Source organism: Hyalangium minutum, from assembly GCF_000737315.1.
Classification (GTDB): Bacteria; Myxococcota; Myxococcia; order Myxococcales; family Myxococcaceae; genus Hyalangium; species Hyalangium minutum.
Window position 1 is genome coordinate 216,791 of sequence record NZ_JMCB01000001.1, and the last position, 16,737, is coordinate 233,527.

A 16,737-nucleotide genomic window follows, 5' to 3' on the forward strand; every position below is an offset into this window, starting at 1 on the left:
GGGAGGGCCTCACCGGGCGCGGCGGCGCTGTGCCCACCGCACCCCCCGTGCAGCCTGGGCCCAGCGCCCCTGGAGGCGCGCCTCGGAAGCCAACGCCTCCTCCCGCGAGGGCCCCTCCGGCAACAACCTCGCCGCGTGTGAGAGCACGAGCCGCTCCAGCGCCCACTCCTCGCACAGCCGCCTCAGGCCGGGCCCATCCAGCCCACACGCTCCCAGGAAGACCTCGCGATCCGGAGGCCGCACTCCGTGGCGCCGCCACCACTCGTCCTCGGCCTGCTTCACTTCCTCAGCGGTGGGCTCCAACCCCAACGAGCGCGCCCAGCCCGCCAGGAGCGCCCGCCGCAGCCCCGCCTCGGCCAGCGCCGCGCTGTCCGGCTCCTGCTGCAGCACCGCCAGCACTTGGGAGGAGGACACCGTCCGCCCCGCCAGCACGGCCACGCCCTCCTCCAACCTGCGCCGCCTCACCTTCGCGGGAAGCGAAGTCCTCACCCCTCCCCGGGGAGGCTTCACCGGCGCGGCCGACGCCAGGAACGCCGCCGCCGCCCGGAGGCACGCCTGGGCATCCAGCGCCTGCAGATCCTCCACGCCCCGGGAGAACCATCCCTCCCAGCTTCCCCACGTGGCTGCGGACCAGGACGGGCGCTCGGCATCCAGGATCCGGCGCCAGGTGCGCTCCGCGTAGTAGAGGCGCTCGGCCACCGTCACCAGCGTCCGCGCCTGCCGCGCGTTGAGCACCCGCGCCGCCCGCGCCTGGGTCACCACGTGCCGGACATTCACCATCGGCACGGTGAGCGGCCGGTAGCCCTGCTCGGCGCCGGCGTGCCGCAGCGCCACCTCCGAGTCATCCACCAGCATCCCCGTCCGGTACCACTCGAAGATCTGCCCCACCCCTACCATGCCCTGCGCAGCCAGTTCCGCCGCGCGCAGCGCCCCCTGCCCTGCGCCCCCGAAGACGGCCACGCCCGCCTCCACCGCGGCCAGCAGCTCCTGGTGCCACACCGGCGGCAGGGCCTCGCCCACTCCATCGATCAGAGCGATGGCGCGGGGACGCAGCGCGAGCGCCCGCCACACATCCCCTCGGCGGGCCGGAGGCAGCACATGACAATTCACCCACCGGCGCGCCTCGCCCACGGGCAGCGAGGGGCCCAGAAAGACAACGAGATCCTCAGGACGGCGTTTCATGAGAGCTCCGAGATGCGCATGCCCGGCACCACCACGCGCCGCACGTGCAGGCCCGACACGGGCGCGTCGAGCGTGAGGGCGGCCACCTGGGTGAAGCCCGCGCTCCGCAGGTGGTTCATCACCCGCCGCACGCTCCGCACCGGCGAGGCCTCCTCTGCGGCGAAGTCCGGCATGGTGTCGGCTTGACGCTTGGGGCGCACCGACGCACAGACCCGGGCGAGGCCTCGCACCGCCCCGCGCTCCGCCGAGGACAACGGCTGCGGCGTCCCCTGCAGTGCCGAGAGCCGGGCACACGCGGCCTCCAGCAACGCACGCAGCAGCGCCTGATCCCTCCCCAGCGCGCACGCATACCCCACCGTGAGCGGCACTGGCCCGTCCTCTTCATCCACCAGCACCGCCGCGGCCACCGGAAGCCCCACCGCCCCCGGTGTCCGCGAGGTGGGCGTCGCATCAAAGAGGTACACGCCAAACCCTCGCTTCTTCAAAATCCTGGCCAGCGCCTCCGTGCGAGGCGCCGCTCGCCCCAGCACCACGGGCCCCAGCATGCGCCGCCGCATGGCCTCCTCCGTCCACCCGTCCGGCAGCGCCCGGGCGAGCTGATCCCGCTTCGTCGCCTCCAGCAGCGCCTGCAACAGCGCGCGCTGGGCATCTGGATCCGCCCCCGTGCCGTTGCGCGTCCACATCACGCTCACCGGCCCCAGCGCCACCGCGCCCGCGGGCGGGCAATGCACCCCCTGCGCCGGCACCCAGACGTTCCTCCGCGAGTGCAGCTCCGTGGCCTGCCTCCACGCGCACCGCACGGAGTCCCCCCACAGCCGGGGCTCCACCAGCCTCCCCGCCGAGCCCAGCGCCTCGGCGCTCCAGGCCTCACCGCTGCGCGGATCCAGCTCCGCGCGCGCGGCCCACACCAGCTGGCTCGTGGGGACGTGCTCCGCGGCCCAGAGCACCGCCGTCTCATAAAGCGCGCTCAGAGCCGCGTGCTCGAAGGTCAACCCCGGGCCCGAGCACGCTCCGAGCCCAGGGCTGCCGGGCCTCACGGCGCACGCCACCTCCACCCCCGTACGGTCCAATCCCGTCACCCTGGCCACACGGGTGACCTCCATGGCCTCAGCCAGCCGCTCTTGGAAAATCTGCGAGACAAGGACGTGTTTGGTAGGAAGCACGGCACACAACCTTAACTCGAAAACGAGCCCCGCAATCCACCCATCGTTTGCGCCCCCAGCCGCATGGAGCGTGATAGGGGGGGAAAACAGAGGGAGTACGCCGGATGATTCAGGTTGGAGATCCAGCGCCGGACTTCACCGCCACCGACTGCCAGGGGCGCCCCCTCTCCCTCTCCTCACTCCGAGGGCGGCGCGTGGTGCTGTTCTTCTTCCCCAAGGCGTTCACCATCGGCTGCACCCTCGAAGTGCGCGCTTTCCGGGACAACCAGGCCCGCATCGAGGCGCTGGGCGCGAACCTGGTCGGAGTGTCCGTGGACTCCGTGGCCACCCAGTGCGCCTTCGCCGCCCGGGAGCACATCCACTTCGCCCTCCTCGGAGACGACGAGCGCCGCATCAGCAAGGCCTATGATGTGCTCTGGCCCGTGCTGAACGTGGATCGCCGCGTCACCTTCATCCTCGGGCCGGACGGCAAGGTGGAGGCCGTCATCCGCCACGAGGCCCGCGTCTACCGGCACCTGGATGACGTCTTGCGTTACCTCCAGGACCACCCGCTCCCCGCCGCCCCGGGCACTGGGCCCTCACGCGGCTAGTCCCACTGACAGAGGTACTCGCAGTGAGGCGCACCCTTGGCGACACACTTGGGGTGGGTGACGCGGACGGCGCTGCCGCCGGACAGCTCGATGGCGCGCTGGTGCCAGCCGACAATGGTGAGGCAGTCCGTCTCGGTGACGTTCTCCGCCCCGAAGGTGCGCAGGATGGCCGAGCGCGGGCCGAGCTTCTCGTAGGTGCGCGAGCCGACGGCGTAATAGAAGCGGTAGATCTGCGGCGCCTGGCTGAGCAGGAAGTGCGGCTCGCCCGGGCGCACGAAGACGTGCTGGGCGCCCTTGAGGTTCTCGTCCGCCGAGGCCCGGCCCATGTCCATGAAGGCCCGGGTGCGGTCCTCGGGGGACAGCACGTCCGCGATGGCCGCGTCCAGGCGCAGGTTCAGATCGAACGGGTACCAGTTGATCGGAAGGATCATCTTCCGCAGCAGCGTCTGGTCCGCCGGAGGCAACCGCTTCAGCACCTCCTCCAGACGCGCCTGCCCCCCCTGCTGGCGCACCAGGTTCAGCCGGGAGATGAGCACCGTGCCCTTGATGCGCGAGTGAGAGGGAGAACCGGCCGTGGCCATGGAGGGGAGCGGCATCTTGGCAGTGACGTATGCGACGGGGCAACCCTCTGCAACTGCTGCGAAGAGCGCCTGGGAAGCCTGGTCGCTTGCCCCCTCCGAAGCTCGGCGGGAGACCCGGTTTGTAACCTTTTGTCCCTCTCCGTGTTCCCATTCCATGTGAAGGTCTGGCACACAGAGGGAGTCCCCATGCGCCCCCGGTTGGCGGTGGCAAGCGCCCCTGCCCCTACAGATGAGGAGCTGTGCCGAGCCTTCCTGGATGGGGACGAGGCCGCCTTTGGCGTGCTGGTAGAGCGATATCGCACCCTGGTCCTCTCGCTGGTCCGCCGCTTCGTCCCCCGGCCCGAGGACGCGGCGGACCTGGCGCAGCAGGCCTTTTTGAGGGCGTTGGAGGCCTCGCACCGCGTCTTCCTGAACTGGAAGTGGACGAGCTCCACCCCCTTCCGCTCCTGGCTGGTGCGGATTGCGCTCAACCTGGCGAAGAACCATGCGCGCCAGGGGAACCGCTGGCGCACCGCCCTGCTGACAGAGGTGGAGGATGCCTCGGCGGACCCGGGCGAGTCCCCCCAGGAGCGGCTGGAGCAGCAGGAGCGCGAGCGGCGCCTCCAGGCTGCGGTGATCGCCCTGCCCCGCCGCCAGCGCGAGGTCCTCACCCTCCGGGTGGATGCGGACCTGCCCTTTCGAGACATCGCCGAGACACTCGGCATCACCGAGAACAATGCCAAGGTGCAGTTCCACCACGCCGTGAAGCGCCTGAAGGCGGAGGTGGCTGGCGCGCCAGAGGAGACGGACGAATGAACGCGTGCCCCGAGTACGAGGAGCTGCTGACGCTCCATGCCACCGGAGCGCTGGAGGCCCAGGACGAAGCTCGCGTCCGCGCGCACCTGGCCTCTTGCACCGCGTGCCGAAGTGAGGCCGAGTCGACCGCGCGCCTCCTCTCGACCGTGGCGCTGCCGGCGCCCTCGCCAGCAATGCGGCAACGAATGGACACGCTGCCTCAGCGGACGCTGGGGGCGTGGCGGCGCGAGCAGGTGCGCCAGGCCTTCCGGGCCCGGACCGTGGGCGCGATGCTGGCTGCGGCGGCAACGGTATTGCTGGTGGTGAGCCCGTCGCTGCGAGGCGCGGGTCAGCCCAAGGGAACCGTGGCGCTGCCGACCGCAGTCTCGCAGCAGGAGGCAGAGTCCGAGTCCGAGTTTGAGCAGTGGGCCGTCGCGGATCCGCTCGGCGATGAGCTGGACGCACTGCTGGCCGATGAGGACTTGGACGAGTGGGACGAAGACGCCGAGATGGAGCCGTCCGCGAGTGAGCTGTTCTTGAACCCGAACCTGGGAGAGATGCCGTGATGAAGCCGATTCGAGTGGCAGTGCTGACCCTGGCCTTGTTGCCGATGGCCGCGCTCGCGGCGGATCCGAATGCCCAAGCCCAGGCCCAGGCCCAGGCCGAGCAACGGGCGGAGAAGCAGCTGCGCCTGGCGCGGGTGCTGGGACTCGCCGAGGAACTGGAGCTGGACTCACAGCAGGCCCTGAAGCTGGACGAGACGCTGCGCAAGTTCGACGAGCGGCGCCGCCCGCTGCGCGAGCAGGTCCGCGAGTCGGCGGACATCCTCGAGCGAGCGGCCGACGGGGACACCGCGGCGCTGGGCCAGGTGGAGCAGGCGGCGCAGCACGCGTTCGATGCCAGGGCACAGCTGGCGGCGCTGGATCGGGAGATGTACCAGTCGCTCTCCCGGGATCTGCCGCCGCAGAAGCGGGCGAAGCTGGCGCTCTTCATGGCGCGCTTCGAGAACCGGTTCAACAAGAAGCTCCGCGGGGAGCTGCGCGAGAAGGTGAAGAAGATGAACCGGTTCCGCGCACTGGACAACCAGGGCTGAGCCTCTCGGACCGGGCCGTCACCGAGCGGTGGCCCGGGCCTTGCGCTCCTCGCCCTGTGCGAACAGGGCCTTGAGCACGCGCCCGGTCGCCGTCTTCATCTTGCACAGCTCCCGAGGCGTTCCCTCCGCCACGATGCGGCCGCCCTCCTCGCCTCCCTCGGGCCCCAGCTCCACAACGTGCTCCGCGGAGGCGATGACGGACGGGTGGTGCTCGATCACCACCAGCGTGTCTCCCCGATCCACCAGCCGCCCCAGGAAGGTGATGAGCCGGTCCACGTCGCCCAGGTGGAGTCCCGTGGTGGGCTCGTCGAGCACGTAGAGCGTCGGCTCGTGGCGCGAGTTCGCCGTCAGCTCCGCCGCCAGCTTGAGCCGCTGGGCCTCGCCGCCGGACAGCGTGTTGGAGCCCTGGCCCAACTGCAGGTACCCCACACCGAGGTCCGAGAGGCACTCCAGCGGCGCGGCCACCTTGGGCAGCGCGCGGAAGACCTCCTTGGCCTCGTCGGCGGACAGCCGCAGCACCTCGCCGATGGTGAGCCCGTGGTAGCGCACCTCGAGAGTGGCCGCATCAAAGCGGGCCCCGCCGCACACCTCGCACGGCGTCACCACGTCCGGGAGGAACGCCATCTCGTGGGAGATGGCCCCTTGCCCCTCGCATGCCGGGCACCGGCCTCCAGCGGCGGTGTTGAAGGAGAAGCGTGCCGGACCGAAGCCCCGGATCTTGGCCTCGGGAGTGGCGGCGAAGGCGCGGCGCAGCTCGTCCCAGATGCCGAGGAACGTCGCCGGCACCGAGCGCGGTGTGCGCCCGATGGGAGACTGGTCCACCGCCAGCACGCGGGAGATCGCCTCCACGCCGTGCAGCGATTCGAACGGCCCAGGCTTCGGCCCCACCAGTCCAAGCTTCTCGCGCAGCGCCGGGTACAGCACCTGGCGGATGAGCGTGCTCTTGCCCGAACCGGAGACGCCGGAGACGACCGTGAGCCTCCTGACAGGCAGCCGGAGATCGACGCGCTTCAGGTTGTTGGCGCGGGCACCCTTCAGCTCGAGCCACTTCTGGGGCTCTCCGCGAGTGCTGGGAGGGCGAATCTGCGAGGCCCGGAGCGCCTTCGCGGTCGGTGAGTCCTCCCGTTGCAGCACGTCCTCCGGAGCGCCCTCGGCGAGGATGCGCCCACCGCCACGTCCGCCCGTGGGCCCCAGATCGATGAGGTGGTCCGCCGCGCGGATGGTGTCCGTGTCGTGCTCCACCACGAGCACGGAAGACCCCGTGTCCACGAGCGCCCGGAGGTTGGACAGCAGCCGGTGGGTGTCGCGCGGGTGCAGGCCAATGGTGGGCTCGTCGAGCACGTACAGCGCCCCCGTGAGCCCCGCTCCGAGCTGTGCCGAGAGGCGCAGCCGCTGCATCTCGCCTCCCGAGAGCGTGGCGGCGGCGCGATCCAATGAGAGGTAGCCCAGCCCCACGCGATCGAGGAACTCCAGGCGCCGGACAAGCTCCTGGCGCGAGGGCTCACCGATGAGCGCCCGATCCCCACGGAACTTCCAGCCCTGGACACGCGCCAGCGTGGCGGTGACGGAGTTCTGCACCACCTCGTGGTACCGCGCGTTCTCCAACCTCACGGCGCGAGGCACCGGAGACAGACGCGAGCCCTGACAGGTACGGCACGGAGCGGTGTGGCCCTCGGCGATGGCCTCGGCGCCGCCCTCGACACCTGTGCCCTCACAGGCCTCGCAGCGCCCCTGCTTCGTATTGAAGGAGAACCAGCGTGGGTCCAGCTCCGGCACAGCGGTTCCACAGCGAGGACAGGTGCGCTCGGTGGACAGCAGCGTCTCGCCCTTGGCGCTCCGCACTTTCAGCGCGCCCTGGCCCCAGCCCAGCGCCCGATCGAACACAGGGCGAGGCAGCTTGGCCAGCTTGCCCTCGTACATGACGAGGTCGATGTCGTGCTCGCGTGTCTTCGTCAGCCGTGGCGGGTTGTCCGTGTTGGCGATCTGCCCGTCCACGATGGCCGTGGTGATCCCCGCGCGAGCCGCCGCCGCGAAGAGATCCAGGTACGTTCCCTTGCGAGCCCGGACCGCGGGAGCCAGCACGGTGCCGTCCCCCTTCGACTCGGTGAGCTGTGCGTACAGCGCATCCGGCGAGGTGGAGGCAATCGGCGAGTCATCGTTCGGGCAGTGCGGCTGGCCCAGCTTGGCGAACAGGAGGCGCAGGTAGTGAGCCACCTCCGTCACGGTGGCCACGGTGCTCGTAGCGCCCGCGCGCGAGGTGCGCTGCTCCAGGGCCACGGTGGGCGGGATGCTGCTGATGCGCTCCACGTCCGGCCGAGGCATGGTCGGCAAGAACTGCCGCGCATACGGCGTCAGCGTCTCCAGGAAGCGCCGCTGGCCCTCGGCAAAGACGACGTCGAACGCCAGCGAGCTCTTCCCCGAGCCGCTGGGCCCCGTCACCACCGTCATCTTCCCCAGGGGAATGCGGCAGGAGATCTCCTGGAGGTTGTGCTCGCGCGCATGCTCCACCTCGATGGCCGGGCTGCCCGCGGCGGCCTTCCGAGGCTTCGCTGGGCGCCGAGCCCCGGTGCTCTCCTCGCGCAGGGCCGCTGCGGTGAGACCTGAGCCCTTGGCCAACTCGGCGGGAGTGCCCTCGGCCACCAGACGCCCACCATGCCGCCCACCGCCCGGTCCCAGATCGATGATCCAGTCCGAGCCCCGCATGACGGAGAGGTCATGGTCCACGACGACGACGCTAGCGCCCCGCCCCACCAACTCGTGCAGCGCCGCGAGCACATGGCGCACATCGAGCTCATGCAGGCCCGCGCTCGGCTCGTCGATCAGGAAGAGCGAGCCCTTGGCCTCACTCGCCAGCGCCCGGGCCAACTTCAGCCGCTGCGCCTCGCCCCCCGAGAGCGTGGAGAGCGGCTGCCCGAGCGACAGGTAGCCCAGGCCGAGCCGCGCCACGGGCCCCAGGGTGCGCTTCAGCGCGGTATCGTCCCCGAAGTGCTTCAGTACCTCGTCCACGGTGAGCTCCAGCACCTGCGCGACGCTGAAGCCCTGGTGCTGGACGGCGAGCACCTCCTCCTTGAAGCGCCGGCCCCGGCAGACGGCGCAGCGCAGCGCCACGTCCGCGAGGAACTGCATCTCCACCGTCTCGTAGCCCTCGCCCGAGCAGGCCTCGCAGCGGCCCTTGTCCACGTTGAAGGAGAAGTGGGCGGCGGTCAGGCCTCGCACCTCGGCCTCGGGCTCCGAGGCGAAGCGCTCGCGCAGCCGATCCCAGGCCTTGGTGTACGTGGCGGCATTGCCTCGCGAGGTGCGCCCCAGCGGCGACTGGTCCACGAAGGTGATGGACTTCACCGTCTCGGCGCCCTCCAGCGCGTCTACCGCCCCAGGGGCCTCGATGTCCTTCTCCCCCAGTCCGCGCGCCAGGTGCCGGTAGAGCACCTCGTCCATCAGCGTGCTCTTGCCCGAACCACTCGGCCCCGTGATGGCGCACAGCACTCCCAGCGGAACGCGCACCGTCAAACCCTGGAGGTTGTGCTCATGGGCATTGCGCACGACCAGCTCCCCCGTGCGCTGCCGAGTCGTGCGCGGCGTCTCCTGCGTCCCCGCCAGGAGCTGACCCGTGGGAAGGTCCGTCCGCTTCGCCAGGGCCTCGGGCGGACCATCGAAGCACAGCTTCCCGCCGTGCTTGCCCGCGCCAGGCCCCAACTCCAGGACCCGGTGGGCGGAGCGGATGACGTGCTCGTCCTGCTCGATGACGAGCGTGACGTTCCCTCGCTCCGCCAGCTCGGCCATGGCCTCGGTGAGCGGGCGTACGTCGCTGGGGTGGAGGCCCACGGTGGGCTCGTCCAGGACGAAGAGGGCCCCCGTGAGCGACGTGCCGAGCGCCGCGGTGAGCGACACGCGCTGGGCCTCGCCTCCGGAGAGCGTCCGCGCGGGCCGATCCAGCGTGAGGTAACCCAACCCCACACGCAGCAAGTAGCGGAGCCGGCTGGCCAGCTCCTTGCGCGCCAGCTCGCCCTGGCCGGTGGTGGTGCGCAGCGACTCCAGGCGCTCGCACGCGTCGGACAGCTCCAGCCGGTGCCAGGCCGCCAGATCCAGCCCCCCCACGCGGTACGCCAGGGCCTGCTCGTTCAGCCGAGCCCCCTGGCACTTCTCGCAGAGCGAGTACGCCCGGTAGCGCGAGAGCAGCACGCGCACGTGCATCTTGTACGTGCGGCTCTCCATCCATCGGAACCACGCGCGCACGCCGGGGTACGAGCGCCCATCGTGGTAGTCACCCTCGCCCTCCAGCACCATCTCCCGCTGCTCCGGCTGGAGCGAGCTCCACGGCGTGTCCAGGGGGATGCCCATGGCCTTGGCGTAGCGGTGGAGCATGTTGCGCTCCCATTCCGAGGTCTTCCCGGACCACGGCCGGATGGCCCCCTGCGCGAGGCTGAGCGAGGGATTGGGGATGACCTTGTCCCAGTCGATGCCGATGGTGCGCCCGAAGCCCCGGCACGTGGCGCACGCGCCCGTGGGGGACTGGTAGCTGAAGAGCCCCGGGCGTGCGGGCTCGAACTCACGCGCGCACTTCGGGCACACGAGGCCTCGGCGGATGCGCCGCGTAGCGCCACCGGGGAGGAACAGCATGGCCTCGCCCTCGCTGCGCGCCCACGCGTCCTCGACCGCCTGGGTAAGGCGGGAGAGCTGCCCCTGCGCCAGCTTCACGCGATCCACCACCACCTGGGCGACGCCCGCGGAGTCCGTCGCCTCGCTCGGCCGCAGCGCCTCCAGCTCCCGCACCTCGCCCTGCACCACGAGCCGGTGGTAGCCGTCCTTGAGCAGCCGGGCGCGCACATCGAGGAACTCGGCGGTGCCAGCAATGCGCACGGGCCACGTGAGGATGACCTGCGCGTCCGGGTGCTCGGAGATGGCCGCCGCTGCCGCCACGCGCGCGTCCGTCCGGACTGCCTCCACGCCACAGGCGGGACATACCGGCATGGCCTCCCGGGTGAAGAGCGCGGAGAGGTAGGCCTCCACGTCCGCCAGCGTGGCCACTGTGGAGCGCGAGCTCTTCACGGGGGCCCGGCGATCCACTGCCACGCCGGCCGCCACCGGCTCGAGCTGGTCCATGGGCGGCCGCTCCAGCCGCTCGAGGAACTGGCGAGCGTACGGGCTGAAGCTCTCCACGAAGCGCCGCTGGCCCTCGGCGTAGAGCGTGTCGAGCGCAAGGCTCGATTTCCCGGCACCGGAGACCCCGGTGATGCAGACGAGCTCTCCTTCCGAGAGATCCACGGAGAGCGATTGGAGGTTGTGGGTACGGGCGCCTACAAGGTGCGTCTTATGCATGGAGGCCGCGTCATTTAACGGCTGGATTGGCTCTCGCCAAGCTTATCCATCAGGTTGGATCCCCAGGCGGACGGTGGCCTGCCTACTCCCTCGTCGAGGAGCCTCCCCATCCCAAAAGAAAGGGCCGCCACGCTCGCGCGTAACGGCCCTGGGAACTTCAGACCTCGGACTGGCCTAGTAGTAGTTGTAGGTCAGGCGCAGGTAGAAGTAGCGGCCCATGTAGTCGTAGGTCGACGCGTCCGAGGACGCGAGGAACCCGTTGGCCACCAGCACCGGCTTGGTGTTGAACAGGTTGTTCACACCGAACTGCGCGCCCGCGGTGCCGCTCTTCAGCTCCAGATCGTACGACACGTTCGCGTCGAACGTGTAGTAGTCCTGCACCATGCGGGAGATCGGCTGCACCGCGTTCGGATCCGACTCGTCGAACTGGCAGCTGTTGAACTCGCACTCCTTGAAGCCGTTGATGAAGCGCATGTTCACCGCAGCGGCCAGCGAGTCCCTGGCCCAGTTCAGTCCCACGTTCGCGCGCCAGTTGGTGTATACGCCGTCCAGATCGTAGTTGCCCTTGGCCTTGATGACGTCTCCGTTGGCCAGCGTCCGGTCGAACTTCTGCAGCCAGGTCGCGTCCGCGCTCACGCCCACGCGGCCAAACGGCGTCTGCGGCGAGTAGCGGATGGAGAAGTCCAGGCCGCCCGTCTTGTCGCCACCCACGTTGGTGAGCGGGTCGGAGATGTCCACGATGTAGCCGTCCGTGTCGCGAGTGATGCGCTCGCAGTACTGCGACGAAGCCGGGCCACCCGCCGAGTAGCAACTGTTGAGGATCACGTCGGCGGTCAGGTTGGTGATCGCGTTGTCCACGTTGATCAGGTAGTAGTCCACCGTGGCGGTGACATCCTTCGCGAACCGCGGCTCGAACACCGCGCCCACCGTGAAGATCTCGGCGGTCTCCGGCTTCAGGTTGACGTTGCCGCCCAGCCGCGTGCGCTGCTGGCTGCGATCATCCGAGAAGTCTTCCGGAACCGCCTGCGCGTTGCAGACCGCATCCACCCCAGTGCCCGACTCGCGGTCCGAGCACGGGTCCACCACCTCCGGGAAGCCGTCCGTCTGGCCCAGGTAGAGCTCGTTCACGGAGGGCGCGCGGAAGGCCGTGGAGTACGTGGCGCGCAGCGTGAAGTCCGGGATCGGGCTCACGCGGGTGCCAAACTTGTACGTGAAGTCCGAGCCGAACGTGTTGTAGCTGAACACGCGCGCGGCGCCCGTCACTTCCACGATGTCCCGCAGCTCGTTCGTTTCGGGGTTGATCTCACCGAAGAGGGGCACGGACAGCTCGGCGTAGGCCTCGTTCACATAGAAGCGGCCCTCCGTGGAGTTCTCCTTGGTGCCCGTGGTGTCACCCGCGGCCGTCAGCGGATCCGGAATGTAGGAACCACCCTCGCGGCGGTGCTCGTAACCGAGCGCCAGACCCGAAGAGTGCGCCGTCGGAGTGACCTTGAACAGCTCGCCCGCGAAATTCGCCGACAGCGACGTCTGCTGGGTGAAGCCGCGCGTGGTGCCCCGGAAGCTCAGGTAGTCGGCCATCTCCTTGGAGATGGTGCCCTCGCCGCCGAACAGGTTCAGCGGGACGCAAGCATCCGGATCGATCGGAGCCTCGGGTGTGCCGCACACGGCCTTGCCCGACGCGTTCATGAAGCTCGGGCCGAGCGCCGCCGCCAGCCGGCTGAGCCGCAGCGTGCCCTGCTTGGTCGTGACGCCCTGCGTACGGCCGTAGTTGTAGGCCACATCCCAGTGCCAGTCCTGCAGCGCGCCGAAGTCCTGGTCCAGCTTGCCCTCCAGGCCGGTGACGACGCGGAAGGTCGTCAGGTCCTGTGCGTAGTCACGGGTGCCGAACTCATTCAGGCGGCGGCGAACATCCACGAAGTCACGGCCGAACGGGTTGTAGACGTTGCCCGCCGAGACGGTCAGCCCCTCGGTCGAGGTGAAGAGCGGCTCGGAGGCGAGCTTCTGCTTCGACTGGCGGTTGGTGTAGCTGGCCTCGTAGAAGGCGCGAGTACCCGCTCCGAGCCGCAGACCGCCCGTGGTGTACAGGTGCGCGCGCTCCTGCGGCGTCACCAGGTAGTTGTCGGGCTGGTAGTTGAAGTAGTCACCCCCCGCGTCCTCCACGCCAATGGTGTTGAAAGGCCGGAACTCTCCCGTCCGCCGGTCGATCGTGAAGACGCTGGCGTCCGGGTAGCGCGCCGTCAGAGCATCCCAGGCCCCGTTGCCTCCCGTGGCGCCACGCGTGAGGAACACGCCCATCGGCGTGGACGAGCTGCCCTCCGTGGAAATCTGGCGCGAGGCGAAGTCGTAGAACGTGTCGTACTTGCTGAACTGCCGGTCCCCGGCGAACACGTCCTTCTGCGTGTAGTAGCCCGCGGTGAACAGGATGTTGCCGCGCTCGGTGCTCTGGCCCGTCGTCAGGCTCAGGTCATACAGCAGACCGTCACCGTGCGAGGACAAACCGGAGAACGCACGCAGCTCGGTGCCCGAGTAGTCCTTGCGGGTGATGATGTTCACCACGCCCGCGATGGCGTCCGAGCCGTACACCGCCGAGCCACCGTCTTTAAGGATCTCGATGCGCTGGATGGCCGCGGTGGGGATGGAGTTCAGGTCCACCGTGGCATCGGCGCCCGTACCACCGGCCACGTGGCGGCGGCCGTTGAGCAGCACCAGCGTACGGCCCGTGCCCAGGCCGCGCAGGTTCACGCGCGTGGCACCGTCGCCGCCGTTGTTGTACTGCGTGTTGATGGCGTTGGACTGCTCCGGGAGGCTCTGGAGGATTTCACCGATGGACGTCTTGCCCGTCTTCTCGAGCTGCGCCTTGTCGAGCACCGTCACGGGCGCCGCCGTCGTCAGCTCCTTGCGCGGAATGCGCGAGCCGGTGACGACGATCTCCTCGATGTACTCCTCGGGCGGCGGCTCCTCGGCCGCAGGCGGCGGCGCCTTGGGGGCGGGCTTGAGGGCTGGCTTGGGGGCCGGCTTGGCCTGGGGCTGCGCGGCGGGCGCGGCCGGCTGGGCCTCCGGCGTTGCCTCGATGGGCTGCGGGACGGGAGTGGCGGGCTGAGCCGCGGCGGGCGCCGGAGGAGTGGCCTCCTGGACCGCCGGAGCCGCAGCAGGCGCCTCTTGCGCCGCAGCGACCCCGCCGGTCCCGGAGATGAGCACTGCCAGCGCCAAAACTGTCTTCTTCCGAGCGGACTGCTTCGACACCTTGCACCTCTTGCTGGTGTGGTCTTGAGACATGGATCAGGGCTTTCCGTGTGCGGGATTAGAACGGCGCGAGCAGCGGCTCGCCTTTGAGGCAGTTCGGATCGAACTTCCCCGCCTCAAAGACGGCTGCGCAGTACGCGGTCATGCAGTCGACGAACTCCGTCTGCGCCTCCGCGCAGCCTGCGAATTCCGCGTCACAGATCGACTTGGAGTTCGACTCCCAGCAATCCAGATGCTTCTGGAAAGAGGCGTCGCAGCTCTGTTGTCCCGCTGCTACAGCGCGCTCGTTGAACTTCTCCACGTCGGCGCAGTACTCGGGGCAGTCGACATCCACCGCCCGCTCACTGACCGTGCACGCGTTGGCCTCCCCGCAAACGGCTTCGCACTTGCTGGAACAACCGGTGACGAGGCCCATCACCGCCAGCAGACCCGCTGTCCAAACCACAACTCTCACGCTGACCCCTCCCAGGGATTGTCTTGAAGCAAACGCATTGTGACTGTGACGAGATTGGAACGTCAACCCAGGGCGTCCATATCGGTCCTGATTGAACTCCAACCTCCGAAGTCCCTGCGCCTGGGAGTGTTCAGGCCACCTGTCAGGTGAAGAAACGCCGGAGCACGGCGATCATCGCCGCCACATCCGAGGCCGCGGCCAGCTCGCGGATGGAGTGCATGGAGAGCATGGGGCTCCCCACGTCCACCGTGCGGATGCCCAGCGCCGCGGCGGTGATGGGGCCAATGGTGCTGCCGCAGCCCAGGTCCGTCCGTGTCACGAAGTGCTGAGGCGTCACGCCCGCCTCCCGGCACAGCGCCGCGAAGAACGCCCAGGTCTCTCCATCCGTCGCATAAGACTGGTTGACATTGGATTTGATCACAGGGCCGCCGCCCATCAGCGGCTGATGCCTGGGCTCGTGGAGCGCGGAGTAGTTGGGGTGCACGGCGTGCGCCATGTCCGCAGACACCATGTACGAATGGCGGATGGCACGGTGGAACGCATCCGCGCGCCCATCCGAGTGCCCCAGAACGAGGCGCTCCAGGCAGTCACGCAGGAAGGTGCCCGCGGCGCCTTGAGCGCTGCGGCTGCCCACCTCCTCGTGATCGTACAGGACGATGCCCGAGGTGGCCTCGCCCGCCTTCTCCATCGCCAGCAGCGAGGACAGCGCCGAGTAGCAGCTTGCCAGGTTGTCCAGGCGCGGCGCGTGGAGGAACTCGCCGTTCGCCCCCGAGCGCGTGGAGGGCTGCGTGTCATAGAGGCACAAGTCGTAGCCGAGGATGTCCCCTGCCTCGGCGCGGACATTGCCCGCCGCCAGTTCCTGCACCAGGAGCGCGCGCAGCTCCGCCGGGCCCGCCTTCTCCAGGCCCAGCACGGGGACCATGTGGTCCTGCGCGTTGAGCTTGAGTCCATCCGTGTTGACGGTGCGGTTGAGGTGGATGGCCAGGTTGGGCACGCGCAGCAGCGGGCGGCGGAAGTCCACCAGATGGCCCTCGGGACGGCCGCCGGAGAGCAGCATGACTCGGCCCGCCAGGGAGAGATCTCGATCCATCCACGTGCTCAGCAGCACCCCGCCGTAAATCTCCACGCCGAGCTGGTGGTAGCCCAGCTTGGACACAGCGGCGTTGGGCTTGAGGCGCAGGTTGGGCGAGTCCGTGTGCGAGCCCACCAGCCGGAAGCCAGCGCGATCCACGGGCGCCGTGCCCAGGTGGAACGCGGCGATGCTCGTGCCCGCGCGGGTGACGTACACCTTGTCTCCGGGCTGGAGCGTCCAGGGCTCCCGCTCGTCCAGCGCGCGGTAGCCAAGCTGGGTGAGGCGGCGGGCCGTCTCGCGCACCGCATGGTACGGGGTGGGCGAGGCGTCGATGTACGCAAGGATGTCCTTGGCCGTGGCGTCCGTGTCGATGGGGCTCATGGCCCCGCAGGCTAGCGCCCCTTCCGCCCGAGGCCACCGGAAACCTGCCGCCCCTGTTGGGGTGGCGCCAGTGCGGTGCTGCGGCGGTGCTCCTGGGGTGCATCCAAGAACGTGCCGAGAAGCACCCAGCGTCGCGCCGCGTCCTGGGCGCCGGGCCTGGCCACCAGAGGCGTGGTGTAGTGCCAGAAGGGCAGCCGGTACACCGTCATCCCGCCCAAGGTGTTGACGCTGGCGATCTCCGAGAAGTGTCCTCCCTTGGCGTAGACGAGCCACTGGTGCGCCACGGCCGGGGTGGCCAGGGTGAGGTGCATGTCCACGTACCCGTCGCGGGCCTCGAGGTCCTCGGGGTGGTGATCATTGTGCGGGCCGGTGTAGTCCCCGGGCCCGTAGCACAGAGCCTGGATGCCCCAGTTGCGCCGCAGCGCACGTCCACTCACGGCGGCGGCGAAGGCCCCGAAGCTCTCCGAGCGCAGCATGGCCGTGAGCCCCACCCGCTCGGCCGCGCGCCACGAGCGGGAGCGGCGGCTTCCGAGCAGCGCCGTCCGTACGCGCACCGCCTTGGGCAGCAATTCCGAGTAGTTCTCCGTCATCCCCAGCAGGCTCTCGGGGGGAATCGGATCATCCATCTGCGTGAGCGTGCCGAGCAGTTCCTCCTCCAGCGCATCGCGGCAGGCGGCGGCCTTCTTTGCGTCGACGACCCCCGTCAACGAGATGAAGCGCTGCGGCGGCACTCGGAGCAGTGCGCCACAGACTTTTTCGTCTTGTCCTTTGAGAATCCGGAGGCCCTTGGGGGTCAGGAGGTCGGCAAAATCGGAAGGGAACATGGGCATGGCAACTTTCACCCAGACTGTCAGATAATGCTCCCAACGTCTTCCCCCGGAGCTCTTC

General features: G+C 69.5%; 12 protein-coding genes. 4 read left to right on the top strand and 8 right to left on the bottom strand.

The window, feature by feature from the left end:
• Positions 1-9 precede the first annotated feature (9 nt).
• The gene (locus DB31_RS00755; RefSeq protein WP_044180674.1) at positions 10-1,182 is read right to left on the bottom strand and encodes a TfuA-like protein; all 1,173 of its coding nucleotides are present in this window, start codon (positions 1,180-1,182) and stop codon (positions 10-12) included.
• A complete protein-coding gene (locus DB31_RS00760; protein WP_044180677.1) occupies positions 1,179-2,285 on the bottom strand; it encodes a YcaO-like family protein in 1,107 nt (368 codons plus the stop codon). The genes DB31_RS00755 and DB31_RS00760 overlap by 4 nt, the downstream gene beginning before the upstream one ends.
• 164 nt (positions 2,286-2,449) lie before the next feature.
• Here DB31_RS00760 and DB31_RS00765 point away from each other — a divergent pair, with 164 nt between their 5' ends.
• Positions 2,450-2,935, top strand: a complete 486-nt coding sequence (locus DB31_RS00765; RefSeq protein ID WP_044180680.1) for a peroxiredoxin — start codon at positions 2,450-2,452, stop codon at positions 2,933-2,935.
• Here DB31_RS00765 and DB31_RS00770 read toward each other — a convergent pair.
• Positions 2,932-3,516 carry a TIGR02265 family protein gene (locus DB31_RS00770; RefSeq protein ID WP_044182028.1) on the bottom strand — a complete coding sequence of 195 codons (585 nt, stop codon included), beginning with the start codon at positions 3,514-3,516 and terminating at the stop codon, positions 2,932-2,934. The genes DB31_RS00765 and DB31_RS00770 overlap by 4 nt on opposite strands.
• A gap of 186 nt (positions 3,517-3,702) precedes the next feature.
• Between DB31_RS00770 and DB31_RS00775 the strand changes: the two genes are divergently transcribed.
• Genes DB31_RS00775 through DB31_RS00785 form a run of 3 tightly spaced genes read left to right on the top strand, consistent with a single transcriptional unit; the run spans position 3,703 to position 5,383 of the window.
• Positions 3,703-4,311, top strand: a complete 609-nt coding sequence (locus tag DB31_RS00775; protein ID WP_044182030.1) for an RNA polymerase sigma factor — start codon at positions 3,703-3,705, stop codon at positions 4,309-4,311.
• Complete coding sequence (locus tag DB31_RS00780; protein ID WP_044180682.1) at positions 4,308-4,856, top strand: anti-sigma factor family protein; 549 nt, start codon at positions 4,308-4,310, stop codon at positions 4,854-4,856. Before DB31_RS00775 ends, DB31_RS00780 begins: the two co-directional genes overlap by 4 nt.
• Positions 4,856-5,383 carry a hypothetical protein gene (locus DB31_RS00785; protein ID WP_240486455.1) on the top strand — a complete coding sequence of 176 codons (528 nt, stop codon included), beginning with the start codon at positions 4,856-4,858 and terminating at the stop codon, positions 5,381-5,383. The genes DB31_RS00780 and DB31_RS00785 overlap by 1 nt, the downstream gene beginning before the upstream one ends.
• A gap of 18 nt (positions 5,384-5,401) precedes the next feature.
• Here the strand turns inward: DB31_RS00785 and uvrA are convergent, their stop codons facing one another.
• From uvrA to DB31_RS00810, 5 genes are all read right to left on the bottom strand, one after another.
• Positions 5,402-10,699 carry an excinuclease ABC subunit UvrA gene (gene uvrA, locus DB31_RS00790; RefSeq protein WP_044180688.1) on the bottom strand — a complete coding sequence of 1,766 codons (5,298 nt, stop codon included), beginning with the start codon at positions 10,697-10,699 and terminating at the stop codon, positions 5,402-5,404.
• Between the two features lie 174 nt (positions 10,700-10,873).
• On the bottom strand, positions 10,874-13,942 hold the full coding sequence (locus tag DB31_RS00795) for a TonB-dependent receptor domain-containing protein (RefSeq protein WP_240486456.1): 3,069 nt from the start codon (positions 13,940-13,942) through the stop codon (positions 10,874-10,876).
• Between the two features lie 58 nt (positions 13,943-14,000).
• A complete protein-coding gene (locus tag DB31_RS00800) occupies positions 14,001-14,396 on the bottom strand; it encodes a hypothetical protein (RefSeq protein WP_044180693.1) in 396 nt (131 codons plus the stop codon).
• Positions 14,397-14,538: 142 nt separating this feature from the next.
• A complete protein-coding gene (locus DB31_RS00805) occupies positions 14,539-15,849 on the bottom strand; it encodes a M18 family aminopeptidase (RefSeq protein ID WP_044180696.1) in 1,311 nt (436 codons plus the stop codon).
• A gap of 11 nt (positions 15,850-15,860) precedes the next feature.
• Complete coding sequence (locus DB31_RS00810; RefSeq protein WP_044180699.1) at positions 15,861-16,679, bottom strand: hypothetical protein; 819 nt, start codon at positions 16,677-16,679, stop codon at positions 15,861-15,863.
• Positions 16,680-16,737 lie beyond the last annotated feature (58 nt).

Coding starts and splice junctions, on each gene's coding strand:
- DB31_RS00755 (WP_044180674.1), bottom strand. CDS start 1,182: ATGAAACGCCGTCCTGAGGATCTCGTTGTCTTTCTGGGCCCCTCGCTG.
- DB31_RS00760 (WP_044180677.1), bottom strand. CDS start 2,285: ATGGAGGTCACCCGTGTGGCCAGGGTGACGGGATTGGACCGTACGGGG.
- DB31_RS00765 (WP_044180680.1), top strand. CDS start 2,450: ATGATTCAGGTTGGAGATCCAGCGCCGGACTTCACCGCCACCGACTGC.
- DB31_RS00770 (WP_044182028.1), bottom strand. CDS start 3,516: ATGGCCACGGCCGGTTCTCCCTCTCACTCGCGCATCAAGGGCACGGTG.
- DB31_RS00775 (WP_044182030.1), top strand. CDS start 3,703: ATGCGCCCCCGGTTGGCGGTGGCAAGCGCCCCTGCCCCTACAGATGAG.
- DB31_RS00780 (WP_044180682.1), top strand. CDS start 4,308: ATGAACGCGTGCCCCGAGTACGAGGAGCTGCTGACGCTCCATGCCACC.
- DB31_RS00785 (WP_240486455.1), top strand. CDS start 4,856: ATGAAGCCGATTCGAGTGGCAGTGCTGACCCTGGCCTTGTTGCCGATG.
- uvrA (WP_044180688.1), bottom strand. CDS start 10,699: ATGCATAAGACGCACCTTGTAGGCGCCCGTACCCACAACCTCCAATCG.
- DB31_RS00805 (WP_044180696.1), bottom strand. CDS start 15,849: ATGAGCCCCATCGACACGGACGCCACGGCCAAGGACATCCTTGCGTAC.
- DB31_RS00810 (WP_044180699.1), bottom strand. CDS start 16,679: ATGCCCATGTTCCCTTCCGATTTTGCCGACCTCCTGACCCCCAAGGGC.